The sequence below is a fragment of the Arthrobacter sp. zg-Y179 genome, from assembly GCF_020907345.1.
GTDB lineage: Bacteria > Actinomycetota > Actinomycetes > Actinomycetales > Micrococcaceae > Arthrobacter_B > Arthrobacter_B jinronghuae.
This window is the reverse complement of the sequence record NZ_JAJJOB010000010.1, coordinates 361,747-378,726: the sequence shown is the minus strand read 5'-3', so window position 1 is coordinate 378,726 and position 16,980 is coordinate 361,747. Positions and strand designations below refer to the sequence as shown.

The 16,980-nt window shown below is 58.5% G+C and carries 9 protein-coding genes; 7 read left to right on the top strand and 2 right to left on the bottom strand.

What is annotated here, in order from left to right:
- Positions 1 to 9: 9 nt before the first annotated feature.
- Together LOC56_RS12995 and LOC56_RS12990 are read left to right on the top strand one after the other, a co-directional pair.
- Positions 10 to 3,141, top strand: coding sequence for a DUF3427 domain-containing protein (locus LOC56_RS12995; protein ID WP_229952808.1), 3,132 nt, complete (start codon positions 10 to 12; stop codon positions 3,139 to 3,141).
- Positions 3,142 to 3,243: 102 nt separating this feature from the next.
- Entirely contained in the window at positions 3,244 to 3,657 is a 414-nt protein-coding gene (locus LOC56_RS12990) for a hypothetical protein (RefSeq protein ID WP_229952654.1), read from the top strand.
- A gap of 197 nt (positions 3,658 to 3,854) precedes the next feature.
- On the opposite strand, the gene LOC56_RS12985 is transcribed toward LOC56_RS12990, so the two are convergent.
- Together LOC56_RS12985 and LOC56_RS12980 are read right to left on the bottom strand one after the other, a co-directional pair.
- A complete protein-coding gene (locus tag LOC56_RS12985) occupies positions 3,855 to 4,649 on the bottom strand; it encodes a hypothetical protein (RefSeq protein WP_229952653.1) in 795 nt (264 codons plus the stop codon).
- A gap of 93 nt (positions 4,650 to 4,742) precedes the next feature.
- Complete coding sequence (locus LOC56_RS12980; RefSeq protein WP_229952652.1) at positions 4,743 to 6,515, bottom strand: nuclease-related domain-containing DEAD/DEAH box helicase; 1,773 nt, start codon at positions 6,513 to 6,515, stop codon at positions 4,743 to 4,745.
- 350 nt (positions 6,516 to 6,865) lie between these two features.
- Here LOC56_RS12980 and LOC56_RS12975 point away from each other — a divergent pair, with 350 nt between their 5' ends.
- The 5 genes from LOC56_RS12975 to LOC56_RS12955 all read left to right on the top strand — a co-directional run bounded on the left by LOC56_RS12975 (position 6,866) and on the right by LOC56_RS12955 (position 16,840).
- Positions 6,866 to 8,965: an N-6 DNA methylase gene (locus LOC56_RS12975; RefSeq protein ID WP_229952651.1), complete on the top strand. Its 2,100-nt coding sequence runs from the start codon at positions 6,866 to 6,868 to the stop codon at positions 8,963 to 8,965.
- Between the two features lie 403 nt (positions 8,966 to 9,368).
- A complete protein-coding gene (locus LOC56_RS12970; RefSeq protein ID WP_229952650.1) occupies positions 9,369 to 11,819 on the top strand; it encodes a type I restriction-modification system subunit M in 2,451 nt (816 codons plus the stop codon).
- Entirely contained in the window at positions 11,816 to 13,018 is a 1,203-nt protein-coding gene (locus tag LOC56_RS12965; RefSeq protein WP_229952649.1) for a restriction endonuclease subunit S, read from the top strand. The genes LOC56_RS12970 and LOC56_RS12965 overlap by 4 nt, the downstream gene beginning before the upstream one ends.
- Entirely contained in the window at positions 13,015 to 16,116 is a 3,102-nt protein-coding gene (locus LOC56_RS12960) for a type I restriction endonuclease subunit R (protein ID WP_229952648.1), read from the top strand. Before LOC56_RS12965 ends, LOC56_RS12960 begins: the two co-directional genes overlap by 4 nt.
- The gene (locus LOC56_RS12955) at positions 16,103 to 16,840 is read left to right on the top strand and encodes a M48 family metallopeptidase (RefSeq protein ID WP_229952647.1); all 738 of its coding nucleotides are present in this window, start codon (positions 16,103 to 16,105) and stop codon (positions 16,838 to 16,840) included. The genes LOC56_RS12960 and LOC56_RS12955 overlap by 14 nt, the downstream gene beginning before the upstream one ends.
- Positions 16,841 to 16,980 lie beyond the last annotated feature (140 nt).

Here is a 16,980-nt window from a genome sequence, read left to right as displayed (position 1 = left end):
GTGGGAAATATGGGAAAAAGTGGCGGCATTGTGCCGGGTCTGTACGAACAACTGCACACCCGAGGTCTCAAAGGACAGCTAGATAATAATCCCGAACTCGACCCGATATTCGAGTCCGTTCCCTCCACCGAATCTCCAGTTGTCCTCGCACAGCACATCGCGGAAAAGGTCCGTGTCCTCTTGGACGGAGCCAACCCCGAAGACAGGGTGGAGCTGGCGAACACCGTCCTAGCCAGCATCTCCGCGGACCTCGTAGAACCTGGCCCGACCCAGCTCCTATCTCTCTTCCCGCAGGAATCGCTGAAACGCCGCCACCTCCGCCGCCCCTCCACCCCGCTGCGCAAGCCGGCGCTCCTGACCAACGGCAAAGACGACCCCAACCTCGCAGCAGAACTGCGAGCAGAAATGGGTTCCGCTAACAGCGTTGACCTGTTGTGCGCGTTCATCCGTTGGACAGGACTGCGCCTCCTCGAGCCGGCCCTGGAAGACCTGCGGGACCGTGGCGTGAAGCTGAGGGTCCTCACCAGCACCTACATGGGTGCCACGGAACGCCGGGCCATTGATGAACTCGCGGTGAAGTACGGCGCGGAGATCAAGATCAATTACGAAACGCATGCCACCCGGCTGCATGCCAAAGCATGGCTCTTCCGGCGGAACACGGGTTTTGATACAGCCTATGTGGGCAGCTCTAACCTCAGCGCGCCTGCCATGCTCGACGGACTGGAATGGAACGTCCGGCTCTCATCGGTCGGCACACCCGAGTTGCTGCAAAAATTCGAGGTCACTTTCGACAGCTACTGGGAGCAAACGGCTTTTCAGACGTACGACCCTGTGCGGGACGGCGATAAACTCGACGCCGCTCTGGCCCGAAACGGCGGTAAATCCACGGCGCGCCCGGCTGCAGCTACCGGGTTGGAACTTCAGCCGTTCGTCCACCAGCAGGAGATGCTGGAAGAGCTGGACGCCGCTCGGGAAGTCCATGGTTACCACCGCAACCTCCTCGTGGCAGCAACAGGCACCGGGAAAACGGTTATTGCCGCACTCGATTACAAGCGACTCTGCGAGGCAGCAGGGAGGCCGTTGTCGCTTCTTTTCGTGGCGCATCGGAAAGAGATCCTGGAACAGTCGCTGCATACCTACCGTGACGTGATGCAGAGCGGATCCTTTGGTGAATTGTTCGTCGGTGATCACCGCCCAACGGTGTGGAAGCAGGTGTTCGCCAGCGTCCAGTCCCTCGCTGCCTTCGGCATCGATAAGCTCGCCCCGGACGCGTTCGACGTCGTCGTCATTGACGAGTTTCATCACGCCCAGGCGCCGACGTATAGGCGGCTGATCGACCACCTGCGTTCTCAGGAGCTCCTCGGCCTGACTGCTACCCCGGAGCGAGGCGACGGCGTCAACGTTGCCGAGCAGTTCTTTGGCGGTCGCATCGCCAGTGAACTGCGACTGTGGGATGCGCTGGATGCCGACCTGCTCGTGCCCTTCCACTACTTCGGAGTCTCCGATGATGTGGATCTTTCGAAGATTGAATGGAAACGTGGAAACTACGACGTCGGCCAGCTGAGCAGTCTCTATACGGGCAACGATGCGCGTGCTGCGAAAGTCATCAAGGAACTGCGGGACAAGGTCACTTCCACAGAGCAGATGCGCGCACTGGGCTTCTGCGTTTCGGTTCAACACGCGGAATACATGGCTGAGGTCTTCAACCGAGCCGGGATCGCTTCCATCGCCGTCTCAGGGACCACCCCGGAGCATGAACGGGCAGATGCGCTGAGGCGGCTCCGTACACGAGAACTGAACTGCATCTTTGCGGTCGACCTCTTCAACGAGGGACTGGACCTGCCTGAAGTCGACACCATCATGCTGCTTCGCCCGACGCAGAGTTCAACCGTTTTCCTACAGCAGCTCGGCCGAGGCTTGCGCCGGGCAAAGGACAAATCGGTCCTCACCGTGCTGGACTACATCGGGCAACAGCATCGCGAGTTCCGTTTCGAGACCAAACTCCGCGCGCTGACCGGGTTGGGACGCAAAACGCTCGCAAAAGCTGTGGAGGATGAATTCCCATATCTTCCGTCCGGATCGCAGATTGTGCTGGACAGGGTGGCGCAGAAGATCATCCTCGACAACATTCGTACCCAGCTCCGATTCAACAGGCGCCAGCTCGTTGCGGATGTGCAGTCCCATGGGGAGCTTAGACTCGAGGACTTTCTGCGGGAATCGGGGCTCAGCCTCGAGGACATCTACCGGAAGACCGGTGAATCATGGACAGCGCTGCTCCGGGACGCGGGTCTCCTCGACCTGGTCTATGGTCCGGAGGCCGTTATTGCAGGAAAACCTGCCCTGTCCGTGGCTGAGGAGGCTATTCTCCTTCGGCGCATGACGACGTTCCTATGTGTTGACGATCCGGAACGTGCTGAAACCTATGCCCGTCTCGTTTCGGAAGACTCTCCGCGTTATGACCAGTTGAGCAACCGGGAGCAGACGCTGGCCCGGATGCTGTTCTTCGCCCTGTGGCCGGAAGGTGGCGGTTTTTCTGATTACGACGCCGGACTGGATTTTGTGCGCGCGCTGCCACCCGTTGTTTCTGAAATCCAACAGCTCATGGATCTGGGCATCCAGCGGTCCCGCTACGCGCCCAAAGGCCTGGGCCGCGGCCTCCAGCACGTGCCGCTGTACTCCCACGCAACCTACCGGCGCGAGGAAGTCCTCGCTGCTTTGGGTTACCTTTCGTTGGAAGGACGCCGGGCGCGACACCGGGAAGGCGTTGCTTGGTGTGAGGACACAAAGACTGACGCCTTCTTCGTCACGCTCGAAAAGGATGCCAAGGACAGGGCAGCGTCAATCATGTACAAGGACTACGCGATGAGTCCTGAAGTGTTCCATTGGGAATCCCAGAACGCGACGGCTCCCGGAAGTCCAACCGGTCAGCGGTATCTGGACCACAAGAAGGCAGGCAGTCAGGTGCTGTTGTTCACCCGGCCACGTGAAAATGACGACTCGGGTTTGACCATGGCCTACACCTGCCTGGGGCAAATGGACTACATGTCGCACACGGGATCAAAACCTATCGCTATCACGTGGAAGCTGCACCGGCCGATGCCTGGCGACGTCTACGTCGACGCTAGTGCTGTTGCTTTGTGACCCTGAATTTATTGTTGATCCGTCCGCATCGTTTCACTGCCAAGTAACCACGCGCTGCGTTGCTACAACTCACTATCAATCCCACGACGTTCCACCGCTTCCATGTTCTCTAAAGAGATTCTTGAGCGCGTTGATGCCAGGGACCTGAACGCCGAAAGGATTGCCCGTGATTTCTGGCGGCTGGTCGCAGAAGCCTGCCCGGATGCCTGGAATAACGAGCCGCGGAAAATCACGAACGACGACGGTGAAGTGGTTGAGGCGGATGTCGCGTACCGGCTAAAAGAACTGGTAGGTGTGGCCTCCCTGGCAAGGCTGGGTCAGAACGTCATAGCGAGTGCCCTGGAGCATGACAACTTTGACCAGAGGTTTGCCCAGCTCATCGGGAAACTGGCTGCAGTGGACTGGGCGAAAATTCCGGGGAATCTCTGGATGTGGTCGCAGGCAGGATTCGCTGGTCAGTCAGAGCTGTACAGCGTTCTCTATAGCTGGGTCTACAGCGGCAAACACCCAGAGTAGGGGGCTGCCGTCTGCGTTAGGCGGGCCGCCAAATCGGTAGCCCGCCTAACGGGTGGACGAGGTGCGGAAGGCCGGACCAATCATGATGTCCTCACCAGAACAAATTCCGCGTCACGGAGGCCGCGATCCGCACCCCGGCGATGGCGCCCACCATTGTCAGACAGATTCAGAGGTGCGTCCTGCAATCTTCAGCTGCGCTATCGCGAACCTTTCTCGCTCTCGAGGTCCTTTAGTACGTCTTCAAATAACGCGGCCTTAGCGATTTTCTCGAACTGGGCCTCAGCGATCCGAGTGGGAAGACCGATGAGCTCCGCCAAGGTCTCTAGAAGGCTGTCGTCCCACTGTTGTGTAGAGCACAAATCTCCCTCCCCGACGTCGATCCAGAGGACGAATCCATTGTCAGGTCGTGCGTCCTTCTCGACCAAGTATGTGAAAGTGCCTCGCTCGACGGTGTAGACATGGCCACCACTCTGATTATCGAGCACCCACTTCACTGCACCTTCTCGTGTAGCAGTGATTAGCCGGCTGATCACTGTATCCCAGTTGTTATGCGATGTAAGGGGAACTAGCGACAGCTGTCGTTCTTCATCCAGTGCGACACCGGTATCGATGCTTTCAAGAACGAGGGCAAGAGTCGCGCTCTCAGCTTGCTTTTCCGCCTCCAGCGCGGCTAACCGTACTTGCTCCCTGACAGCCCGAAAGAGTAGGTCAAATGGAATTCCCTCAGCGGCTCTCTTATTGGTTACCTTGATCTTGTCACCTGATACTTCATCTCCCTCGACCTCCCGACTAAACGACATCTGGTAAGAAAACCCCCGACGGCGGCCAAAGAGTCCGAGGGTGGTGGGACCTTTGTGGGCGAGAAAGTGGAAGGCGTTGGAATCGGATGAATAGTTTTCGTCTTGCTCCCAAGTAAGGTTCCCAGCCTCTGTAGCGGCCAGGGACTTTTCGACCAGATTCTTCCAGTCAGCAGTGTCATATGTGTACGGCATTTAGCAATTTCCCCATCCTAGTATTGTCCGTGAATTTACTCGTTCGGTATCGCCCTCACAGCCGTGGCAGTTAAGTGAAGTGTAAAGGTTGGATCAATACGCGCCACCGTCGAAGAGAGCAGTCATGCCGAGGGACGAAGAGGCTCGCATCCGGGAAACGCTATTTGCCTTTCTAGGCGCCGCGTCATGCGTCGACGGACTCCACCCCTCCGCCCGCCCCAACGCAAATTCCAGCTCCCGCCCGCCGGCATCAGCAATCAGCTCCGGATCGCCAACCACCACCAGCAGACACCGCGCCCGGGACAGCCCGACATAGAGCTGCTCCGGAGCCCGGGCCAGGTCCTTGAACCCGTTCACACAGAGGATTACGACCGAGCGCTCCAGCCCCTTGAACCCCAAGACATGCCCGTAGAACTCCGCGTCGTCGTCGTGGAAAGACTTCCAGTACTCGGGGATGCGCTGGGACTCGTAATAATCCTGATGGATCGGGTGGCGCTTGTTGGTGGTGAGCAGGGCGATCTGGTTGGCCGCCCAGCCCTCGTCGATGAGCGCGTCCACGCAGTCGCTCGCCACGTCCAGCGCATCTTCGGTGGCGCAGGCGACGAGGCGAACCGGCAGCCCGTCCCCGCCGCGGGGCGAGAAGTGTTCGCCGGCGAACCCGCGGAAGGTATGTGCGATCCGTTTGGTGTTGCGCAGGTTCTCATCGATGTGCAGGGTGACGAGCCCGGCAGTGGGGTCGTCGGCCGTTCCCGCGGTTGCCGCGTCCCACCGGCCGTAGACGTTCTGTCGCTCGTCCATGAACGCGTACACCCCGCCGTGGTCGGGCTTCTTCAGACATGCGAGCAGCGCCTCCCACCAGAGCGGGGCGAAGTCCTGGGCCTCGTCGATGACGACGGCATCCAGTTTCTCCTCGACCGGCAGGAGGTCTGCGAGCTCCTTGAGCAGGCGCGGCATCTCCTCATCGAAGTACTCCTGCCCGGACCCGTCGGGCACGCCCAGGGACTGCACGTAGTCGTGGAACTCGCCCACGAAAACCGGCCGGGCCTGCTTCCAGCCGGCGACCTCGCGGCGCAGGTGCAGGCTAAGTCCCTTGTTGTAGCAGAACAGCCCGACGCGCTGGCCGTCCTTGGCGAGGCGCTTGGCCTTCTCGACGGCGAGCCAGGTCTTGCCACTGCCGGCGCCGCCGACGAAGCGGGCGCGGGTGATCGAGCGGGTGGAATCCAGCAGGACCTTCTGCCGGGTGGTGAGCCGTTCCTGATGGTCTTCGAGCTCGGCAGCGTCCAGACCCGGACGGTCTGCCGGGGCCAGATCACCGGAGAGGTGGGGAAGGATGCGCTCGAGGTACTTGGGGGAGAGCGGGACGGACCCCTGCCCTTCCGTCTGGATTGCTGCCCGAATCTTTGCGGCGCATCCGGTATCCAGCTCCGCCTGGTCGATGACGAGGCTGCGCGGTGTGCCGGCCATCTCCCAGCCGGGCTGCACATCGGAATAGGGGAAGCACGCCATATAGGTGATGCGGCTGGTCAGGGGAGTGCCGAGGCGGCCGCTGATCCAGTCTTTGAAGGCGTGCTGCGCGCTCTGGGCCTGGGCGACGGGGCTTTCCATCCGGCGCTTGCCGGTCCTGTCGCTCTGGTACCACTGACCGTTCTCCACGGACACCCGGCCGCCCTTGACCTCGACGACCGCGATGCCGACGCCGGGCCAGAGGACCAGAATGTCGATCTCGTGTTCGGCGCGGCCGTGCCGCAGCTGGACCGAGTGCGCCAGCACGACGTCGTCGGGCAGTTGGGCGCGCAGGGCGTTCCAGACCGCCTCTTCGGCTAGGTGCCCGTCCTGAAAGTCGGGCTCTTCCGGTATGCAGCGCACGATTCCCCCTCATCGTTCCGGCTGGTGCCGGAGTTTGCTGGCGTCGGCTCTGGCCCGTCATGGTAGGGGTTGACGCGTGTGCGCTGGGTTCTGGCTGCCCACGAACAAACCCAAAATGATTGGGCAGTCCGCCCTGGAAACATGTTCACACACTTGTTGTCGTGAAAACTCTGTGATACGTTTTTCACTTAAGGAGTGCGCGCTGCAAACCGAGCCACGGGGAGAAGGTGGCGAGTGGATACTGGGTCGGCATAAAGACTTCCTCGGGTTTCATTTTGCAAACCAGGCGGATGCTGGCACGCGAGACCGTCAGTTTTTCAATCGAGTGTCACGAAAAGGATATTGCCTAATTGGAAACCCATCAGAACCAAGAGCTGATTAATCTCAGCGGCATAGCGGGTATTACTGGGCTGAAGATGCCCACCATCAGCAACTGGCGAAAACGTGACGCTACCTTTCCTAAGCCCGTGGGTGGAAGCGAACAACGGCCTTTGTTTGCTCTGTCGGAAGTTAAGGCGTGGATCCGAGAAACCGGGAAGGACGTCGACATTCAGGACCCGAATTTTGCCTTTCGACTATTTAATATGCTGCGGGGGCGGTTTCAAATGGGCGATATTCCCCGGACGGTGATTCCCGCTCTCGCCTTGACCCATTGGGCCCGTATAAATCGTCCTAGTTATCTACCGGAATTGAGCGAGCCGCACAGTCTGCACAGACTGGCGCACGCGTGCAGGGAGTCCCTGGTTCGGGAGACTCCCCTTCTCAGCGATGCCATTATGGCCTGGGTTGACGATTATGAACGGAACTCCGATGAAGCTGTTTTGGTTGATCTGCTTCATGCAATTGCCCAAGCCGACGACTTAGCGGGAGTCGCCCGTGATACGACAGCTCTTGCACTAAAGGATCCCCAGGCGGGATACGGAGAGCATTTCACTACTCCTGGTTTCTCTGAATTCCTGCTCTCGCTCCTGCCTGACGGGGCGCACTCTTACGCGGACTTTGGATTTGGAGGTGGACAGAACCTCCTCACTGCTGCTGAGCGCGACCGCGGTCTGGAACTTCACGGTGTCGAAATCAATAAGTCGATGAGTCGGTACGCGGCGTGTTATCTATATCTCCATGGGGTTGTGGCTCAACTCCATGCGGGAGACCTTTTTGAGTGGATCCCTACTACGGAATTCGATCGAATCACTGTTCATGCTCCATTTGGTCTGCGGCTGCGTCCAAGGGACGTTGAAGGTCGAATGTGGCCATTCGGTAAACCTCCCTTGTCCAGAGGGGACACCGCATGGCTTCAGCTCGCGTATCAGGCACTGGCGGATGGAGGAACCGCAGCAGTAGCGGTAGCGCCCGGCGTGCTCTATAGGGGCGGAGCGGAGAAGGCCATCATGCAGCGGATGGTGGCGCAGGGGGCTATCGAAGCCGTCGTCAGCCTCCCTGCCCGCACACAGCTCAATACCGGGATACCGATCAGCATCGTCCTCCTTAGGAGGGATAAGGAGGGATTGCCTGGTGAAGTATTAATGATCGATGTATCGAAATTCGCCCAAGGGTCGGAGGAGCATGCCAGGGGAAAGCGTGACTTCAGACTGGCATTCAGCACTGCAACCGCCGCAGTCGAAAGATGGCGAACGAGCGGAGACGGGTCAAGCCGCGTTTCTGTCGCCGTTCCCATCGCGGACCTCATGGCTCCCGACGCGAATCTAATGCCGCAGCGTTGGGTAACATCCATGACTGAGATGACCGTGGAGGACGTGGAGAAAACCATTAGCTCCGTGCATGTGGCGGCCACAGAGTTTGGAACGGCAACCCGGTCATGGCCATCAGTTCCAAAATTGGTCTCAGTTCGCCACGCAGAAGATGGATTTCCGCTTCGACCTTTGCCAGAGCTTGGCCTGGAAATATTGCACGGGAACTACCTCAGGAGCAAAACACGGACTGATGATGTAACACTCGAGACCATGCGGGTGATCACCCAGAGATCGATCCGCACAGGGACGCCGGAGGTGTTGCCGGATATGAGTGAAAGTAATGCCAACGGGCGCGCTAGCACCAAAGTGGGCGATGTTCTGGTGACAACTGCCGGTTCCCGGATTGAAGCAATTGTGTGTTCGGAGGCCGGTCTCGAAGTAGATCGCAACGTGAGTATTGTGCGAGGGCTCGGTAACGCTTGGGACGCAGATTTCGTCGCCCATCAATTAATGGCGGGCCATAACCAGGCAATGCGAACAGGCACCACGGTTATGCGTGTTGACGTGAAGCAGCTCCTCTTACCGCACCTTCCCATCGATGTCCAGCAGGAGCTTGGTCAAATTATCCGCAAGCTCATGGCATTCACCGTGACCGCCCGCCAAGCAGCTGACCAGGCCGAGGCGTATATGGAAAGTCTTCGGGATGCAGTCTCGACCGGGCGGATCGAAGTGGACCACTTGAACCGAGCTAGTGAATGACCCGCCGTGCTGGTGCTTCTATGGTCGAGGGCAGGTGGGCTGCGGGGCATTGGGACAACTCGCGGGGACACATGAAGTCGCCGGGAAACGGTGCGAACCTGGGAGGACTTGCCCCAAAGCGAGGGCACGAGGAAGCGGTATCGTTGGGGCAGACGAGACTCTGGGCCTGGATTGCGAAACAAGCGTGCGGTATCGGCGAGCCCCCCACGCAGACACGACTCATCGACCCCTCACTGTCAGCCTCGGGGTGGGCCGGGTTCGGGAATCCCTCGCCGTTTAACAGGTGGTCCGAAGGTGTCGGGGTCTTGGACTCGGGATGAATCCGATTGACTTTAAGCAGTATGGCGGGTCTGGGAAGCTTCCTCGGCTCGGAGTATCGATATGAACGTAGAAAGAATGAGTCGTGGCACTGAAAAAATCTGATTTGTACTCATCGCTGTGGAGCAGCGCCGACGAGCTGCGCGGCTCGATGGATGCCAGCCAGTACAAGGACTACGTCCTCACCCTGTTGTTCGTGAAATATGTCTCCGACAAGGCAAAGGCCGATAAATCGTCGCTCATCTACGTCCCCGATGACGGCTCCTTCGACTATTTGATCTCGCTCAAAGGTAACGCAGACGTGGGGGAAAAGGTCAATGTGGCGGTCAGGCGCCTCGCGGAAGAGAACGACCTGTTGGGCGTTATAAACAACGCAGACTTCGACGACCCAGCCAAGCTGGGCTCCGGCAAGGAGTTGCAGGACAAGGTTTCGAACCTGATCGGCATCTTCCAGGACATGGACTTCACCGGTTCCAACGCCGAAGGTGACGATCTCCTAGGCGACGCCTATGAGTACCTCATGCGGCACTTCGCCACCCAATCAGGCAAGAGCAAGGGCCAGTTCTATACCCCTGCAGAAGTCTCACGTGTGATGGCGCAGCTGCTCGAGATCCCGGCCGACACCCCGAAGTCCACGACGGTCTACGATCCGACTTGTGGATCCGGATCCCTGCTGATCAAGGTAGCCGATGCCGCACCCAACGGACTGACGATCTACGGTCAGGAGAACGACAACGCTACCTGGGCCCTAGCCCGAATGAATATGATTCTCCACGGCAATGAGACCCACGACCTCCGCCAGGGCAACACTCTGGCCAATCCGAAGTTCACCTATAACGGCAACCTCCAGACATTCGACTACCTCGTAGCTAATCCGCCGTTCTCGGTCAAGACCTGGCAAAACGGCTTCGACTTTTCCTTCCGCCGTTTCGATGGCTTCGATACGCCGCCGGACAAGAACGGCGACTACGCGTTTCTTCTGCACATGGTCAAGTCGTTACGGCCACGAGGCAAGGGGGTCGTCGTCCTCCCGCATGGAGTGCTGTTCCGGGGGAACTCCGAGGCGAGGATCCGTACCGAACTCATTAGACGTGGGTACATCAAGGCGATCGTGGGTCTGCCCGCGAACCTCTTCTACGGCACTGGCATCCCCGCCTGCTTGATCGTGCTCGACAAGGAGAACGCCCAGACACGCACAGGCATCTTCATGATCGACGCGAGCAAGGGGTTCGCCAAGGACGGTCCTAAAAACAGACTGCGCCCGCGCGATATGCATAAGATCGTCGACGCCTTCACTAGTGGCAAAGAGATCGCCCGCTACTCCCGCATGGTACCCACCAGCGAGATCGCGGATCCGAAGAATGACTACAACCTCAACATTCCCCGTTACATCGACTCTGCCGAGCCCGAAGACATTCAGGACCTCCGGGCCCACGTGCACGGCGGCATCCCGAACCGCGACCTTGACGAACTTCAGCCCTACTGGGATGCGTTCCCGAACCTCCGCAGTGAGCTCTTCATACCATTGCGTGACGGCTACTCGGAGTTGAAGGTCGAACCGCGCGAGATTCGATCAATGGTTACTGGCTCCCCCGAGTACGAGGCTTTCGACCATGACATTGTGAACACGGTGCAGCGGTGGTGGGCAAGCAAGCGCGGTCTTCTCGAATCGATCGAGCCGACCACCAAACCCGCTGATCTCATTCACGAGATCTCGGAGGCTCTCCTTGACGCGTTCCGGCCACGACCGCTGATCGACGAGTACGCCGTGTATGAGCAGCTCATGAGCTACTGGAACCGCGTCATGCACGACGACGTGTCGCTGATCGTCAGTGAAGGGTGGGTCCAGTCGGTGCAGCCTCGCGCCGCACGGGCATGGAAGGATAAGAACAATAAACCTAAGTACGAAGAGGCCCACATCGTCTTCGGCACCGGTGTGAAGGCGCAACGCTGGGTCATGGACCTCCTGCCGCCCGAACACGTGGTCGCCCGTTACTTCGCTGCCGAGCAGGCCGAACTGGAACGCCTCACCGAGGCACGCGATGCAGCCACCCTAGCGGTTGCTGAGTACATAGAAGAGTACGCCGTCGAAGGCGGGCCGCTGTTCGACACTGCTGACGACGAAGGCAAGTTTACCAATGCTTCGGCGAAGGCAGCGTTCAAGGAGCGAAAGATCGCCAAGGGTGACCCCGATGAGATCGCTGCCCTGAAGAAGGTCATCGCCCTATACGCGGCAGAAGCGAATGGGAAGAGCGCCGTCAAGGACGCGGCCATCGCACTCAATGAGAAGACCGTCGCGAAGTACAAAGGCCTTAGCGAGTGCGAGGTGCAAGACCTCATCATTAACCGCAAGTGGGGGGCAACCCTCCAACGTCAGATCAACAGCGAAGTGACGGCGCTCAGCCAGACTCTAATCGCGCGGCTTGCGGCGCTCGCGACCCGCTACGCGAACACCTTGGATGAGCTTGACGCTGCAGCCAGCCATTTTGCTGCGAGGGTTGACCTGCACCTGTCAGAACTTGGAATCCGAGCATGACTGGCTGGACCGAGGCAACCTTGGGTGAGCTCGGTGAGGCCTTTATTGGACTCACGTATTCGCCGAACCAGGTTTCTAGCAGCGGGACACTCGTACTGCGATCGTCAAATATCCAACGCGGTCGGTTGGACCTGACGGACACCGTGCAAGTTAATGCCCAGATACCGGAGAAAATTCGTGTTCGCGAATCGGATGTGCTGATATGTGTTCGCAACGGCAGCCGTAGGCTCATCGGTAAGAGCTTGTACCTAGACAATCGAGTCGCTGGCGAAACGTTTGGTGCGTTCATGGCGGTGTTTCGATCGCCTCTCAACTCATATTTGCGATATTTCTTTGAATCGGGCGACTTTAAACGACAGGTAGACGAGCATCTCGGCGCTACTATCAATCAGATCACCAACGCAAGTTTGCGGGGCTTCCGAGTTCGCTATCCAGGGGAAGCGGAGCGTGATGAGATCGCCGCAAGGCTTGCCGATGTTGATGCTTTTGTGGTGTCACTGGAGCGGCTAATTGCGAAGAAGCGTGCAGTCAAGCAGGGGATGATGCAGGAGCTCCTTACCGGCCGCACCCGCCTTCCCGGATTTACGGGCGACTGGCGCGAGGTCGAACTTGGTCATCTCGGGGTATTCCTCAAGGGGCGCGGAGTCACTCGAGATAAAGTACGTTCTTCCGGCGTTCCGTGCATTCGATACGGTGAGCTCTACACTGTATATCGCGATTATGCTCGCGAAACCGTTTCGTTCGTAGATCCCGACGTGTCTATATCGGCTTTGCCGGTCAGGTCAGGAGACCTGCTTTTCGCTGGGTCTGGTGAGACTAAGGCTGAAATCGGTATGGTGGTCGCCTATGTAGGCCAGGTGGCTGCTGTGGCCGGCGGGGACATCATCGTTCTGCGTGGGGCTGGTTTCGATCCTATTTTCCTCGCGTCGCTCCTAAACACTCCATCGTTGGCTGCTCAAAAGGCGAGTCGTGGACAGGGTGATGCAGTAGTGCATATCGGTGCGGGTGCACTGTCGACGCTTCGATTTAGACTTCCTGCTATCGATGAGCAGCATGCTATTGCCGAGGTCTTGCAGAATGCTGACGCTGAGATCGAAGCGTCGGAGCATCGGCTTGAGTCTGCGCGCGCTGTCAAGATTGGGATGATGCAGGAGCTTTTGACGGGTCGAACCCGTCTTCCATTTGGGGGGAAAGAATGAGCATAGTAGGTCAGAAGGAACGCGAAACGCAGGACCGGATCGTCAAGCTCTTTCGTGACGATTTGGGATACGCCTACGGCGGGAACCTGAACGATCAGGATAACCGCAATGTCGATGAGGCGAAGCTTCGTGCATACCTGCTGGGGAGAGGATACGACGAGGCTCTGGTCTCTCGAGCGGTACAGCAGCTTCTGACAGCCGCTGCGTTCGGGCGCGGCTCATCGTTGTATGACCAGAATCGCAAGGTTTATGAACTGCTCCGGTACGGTGCGAAGGTCAAGGCCGACGTCGGGGAGACGACCCAGTCAGTCCACCTTATCGACTGGACGGACCCGGCGAAGAACGAGTTCGTCGTGGCCGAAGAGGTCACGATCAAGGGCGAGCACAGTAAACGTCCCGACCTCGTGCTCTACGTCAACGGAATCGCGCTGGGCGTGATCGAGCTGAAGCGCTCGACCGTAAGCGCAGCCAGTGGTATTCGCCAGAACATTGGCAACCAACGTCATGACTTCGTCCGCCCCTTCTTCACTACCGTCCAGTTGTTGTTCGCGGGAAACGACGTCGAGGGTCTGTACTACGGGGTTATCGAGACCCCGGAGAAGTACTGGTTGCGATGGAAGGAGGAAGGCGAGAACGCGGAATTAGACCTCGCGATCACACAGATGTGCTCCAAGGAACGTTTCCTGGAAGTCATCCACGACTTCATCGTTTACGATGCTGGTGTCAAAAAGTCCCCGCGCCATAATCAGTATTTCGGGGTGAAGGCTGCCCAGACACGGATCGCGAAGCGGGAGGGCGGCATCATTTGGCATACACAGGGGTCGGGCAAGACCCTGACGATGGTGTGGCTGGCCAAGTGGATTCTGGAGACCCAGCGTAATGCACGCGTTTTGGTTATCACTGACCGTACCGAGCTGGATCAGCAGATCGAGGACGGTTTTTCCGGTGTCGGGGAGAAGATCGTCCGCACCCAGTCGGGGGCGGACATGCTCGCCACCCTCAACAAATCGAACCCTCCGCTCATATGTTCGCTGGTGCACAAGTTCCGCGGTACTGATGATCCTGCTCGCGGTAACAGTGCCGAGGATTTCGCGAAGGAACTCAAGACGAATATCCCTGAAGGGTTCAGCGCGAAGGGCAACCTCTTTGTGTTCGTCGACGAGGCACATCGCACGCAGAGCGGCAAGATGCATCGCATCATGAAGGAGCTGCTGCCAGGGGCGATGTTCATCGGTTTTACTGGGACGCCACTTCTTAAGAGTGACAAGAAGACCAGCATCGAGACCTTTGGCGCGTTTATCCATACATACAAGTTCGACGAAGCTGTTCGTGACGGCGTCGTGCTGGATCTAAAGTATGAGGCACGCAAGGTTGAACAGGTCCTTCAGGGATCCGTAGCCGTAGACAAGTGGTTCGACGCCAAGACCCGCAACCTTACCGACCTGTCGAAGGCGCGGCTAAAAAGGAAGTGGGGCACGATGCAGAAGGTCTTCTCTTCGGCGCCCCGCTCGGCGCAGATCGTCCAGGACATTCTCATGGACATGGAGACCCAGCCGAGGCTGCTCAGCGGGCGGGGAAACGCCATGTTGGTGACCGACTCGGTATATCAGGCTTGCACGTTCTTTGAGGCGTTCGTGAAGAGCGGGTTCAAAGGCAAAGTTGCCATCGTCACCAGCTACAAGCCCAGCCCGACTGCTATCTCCAAAGAAGACGCAGGTGACGGAGACACAGAAGAGCTCCGCAAGTACGACATTTATCGCCGAATGCTTGCCGACCATTTCGGCGAGCACCCCGACAAGGCAGTAGGCCGGGTTGAAGAGTTCGACACCGACGTCAAGAAGATCTTCGTCCAGAAGCCCGGCCAGATGCGACTCCTCATTGTGGTCGACAAACTTCTGACCGGTTTTGATGCTCCAAGTGCAACGTACTTGTACATTGACAAGACGATGCGTGACCACAGCCTCTTCCAAGCGATTTGCCGCGTCAATCGTCTTGACGGCGATGACAAGGCGTACGGATACATTGTGGATTATCGCGACCTCTTCAAGTCTCTTGACAAGACCGTGACGGACTACACCTCCGAGGCGTTTGGCGAGTATGACGACGACGACGTGGAGGGCTTGATTTCCGACCGGAGCGAGCAGGACCGCCAGGACCTCGAAGACGCTCTTGATGCGGTGCGGACCCTGTGCGAGGCAGTCGCAGCGCCCAAAGGCACGTTGGAGTATCAGCACTACTTTGTGGCCTCGACGCCAGGAGATGCCGCGGAGATTAAGGACAACGAGGCAAAACGGGTCCTGCTGTACAAATCGGTAGCGACCCTCGTACGTGCCTTCGCGGACGTTGCAAGCGACGGGGAAGCCGCCGGGTACACTGCTGGTCAGCTCGCGTCGATAAAGGCCGAGGTCGCCCATTACGCTGCGGTCAAGACCGAAGTTGAGGCCGGTGCAGGCGAGAACGTCGACATGAAACAGTACGAGGCCGGAATGCGGCTACTTCTGGACAACTACATCAATGCCGCACCCGTCGAGCAGGTTGCCGACCTAGAGAAAAGCTTGGTTGAGCTGATCGTCGAACGAGGCGGCGATGCCATCAGCACCTTGCCAGCTGGAATCAAAAGCAGCCCAGCCGCTGCTGCAGAAACGATCATCAACAACGTCCGTAAGACGATCGTGGATGAGCATGCCATGAACCCGCGGTACTACGACCACATGTCTGAACTTCTCGACGCGCTCATAGAGAAACAGAAGGAAGATGCCGAGAACTATGCGGAGTACCTGCGAACACTCATCGAGCTAACGAAGAAGGTCGGCACTAGGGAATCTGCTGACGGCACGGCCTACCCGGAATGGGCGAGCACTCCGTCCCGTCGGGCCATCGTGGACTTCGTGTGGCAACCGGCTGGCCTTGCCGTCGACTACAAGGCACTTCATTACCGGATTCAATCCAGCAAGGAGCATGGGTGGGCCGACTCGGGTGCAGGGAAGATGAAGGAACGTGCGCTAGCTCGTGAGCTCCGCAAGGAATTGGCCGGGGTTGATGAGGACTCGCTGGCGGCATTCATCGAGGTGTTGAAGAACAATGATGAGTATCACTAACGGTTATCTCACCGTTGCCGGACTTGATGTCGAGGTCGTCTACAAGGACATCAAGAATATGCACATCTCTGTATACCCACCGGAGGGCGGGGTCCGCGTGGCTGCACCGCACCGGACGTCTAAAGAGGCGATCCGGCTTGCGATCGTACAGCGGCTATCGTGGATCAAGCGGCAGCGGGAGCAGCTTAGGAGCGCGGCTAGGCAGACTGAGAGGAAGATGGTCTCCGGTGAGACTCACTACGTGTGGGGACAGCGGTATCTCCTCGATGTATCCAAGTCCAGCGGTGCCTACGGTGTCGAGATCAAAGGCGGCACGCTCTGGGTGGTCACTCCACCTGAAACCGATGCCCGCGGGCGCTTCGGGGCACTCGATCGATGGTATCGACGGGAGCTGAAGGCTGCCTTGCCCGCAATTTTGGAAAAGTGGCAGTCGATCCTCGGGGTGGAAGCGGATAAGTTCATCGTGCGCCGAATGAAGACCAAATGGGGTACGTGTGTCAGCGCGTCTCGGACAATCTGGCTTAACCCGGAGTTGGCGAAGAAAGCTCCGCGGTGTCTGGAGTACATAGTCGTCCACGAACTCGTCCACCTTCGTGAACGTGGACATGGCGAGAAGTTCGTCGCCCTGATGGACAAGGTCCTTCCGGACTGGCGTGCACGTCGAGACGAGCTGAACGATGCTCCGCTCGGGTACGAGGAGTGGGGAGAAGACAGGCGGACGTAATGATGCGGGCTCCGGGTGTTCGGCATGCAATTAACGTCCCCTTTATAAGAGCGCGGCGAAGGAGCGTTAATAGCACAAATACGATCGGTACCCACATGCACGACGGCTGTGGTTCGTTCAACTTCCCGTAGACTGCCTCG

Excerpts from the sequence above, each read along its gene's own strand:
- LOC56_RS12990 (WP_229952654.1), top strand. The coding sequence starts at position 3,244 with ATGTTCTCTAAAGAGATTCTTGAGCGCGTTGATGCCAGGGACCTGAAC.
- LOC56_RS12985 (WP_229952653.1), bottom strand. The coding sequence starts at position 4,649 with ATGCCGTACACATATGACACTGCTGACTGGAAGAATCTGGTCGAAAAG.
- LOC56_RS12955 (WP_229952647.1), top strand. The coding sequence starts at position 16,103 with ATGAGTATCACTAACGGTTATCTCACCGTTGCCGGACTTGATGTCGAG.
- LOC56_RS12995 (WP_229952808.1), top strand. The coding sequence starts at position 10 with ATGGGAAAAAGTGGCGGCATTGTGCCGGGTCTGTACGAACAACTGCAC.
- LOC56_RS12960 (WP_229952648.1), top strand. The coding sequence starts at position 13,015 with ATGAGCATAGTAGGTCAGAAGGAACGCGAAACGCAGGACCGGATCGTC.
- LOC56_RS12965 (WP_229952649.1), top strand. The coding sequence starts at position 11,816 with ATGACTGGCTGGACCGAGGCAACCTTGGGTGAGCTCGGTGAGGCCTTT.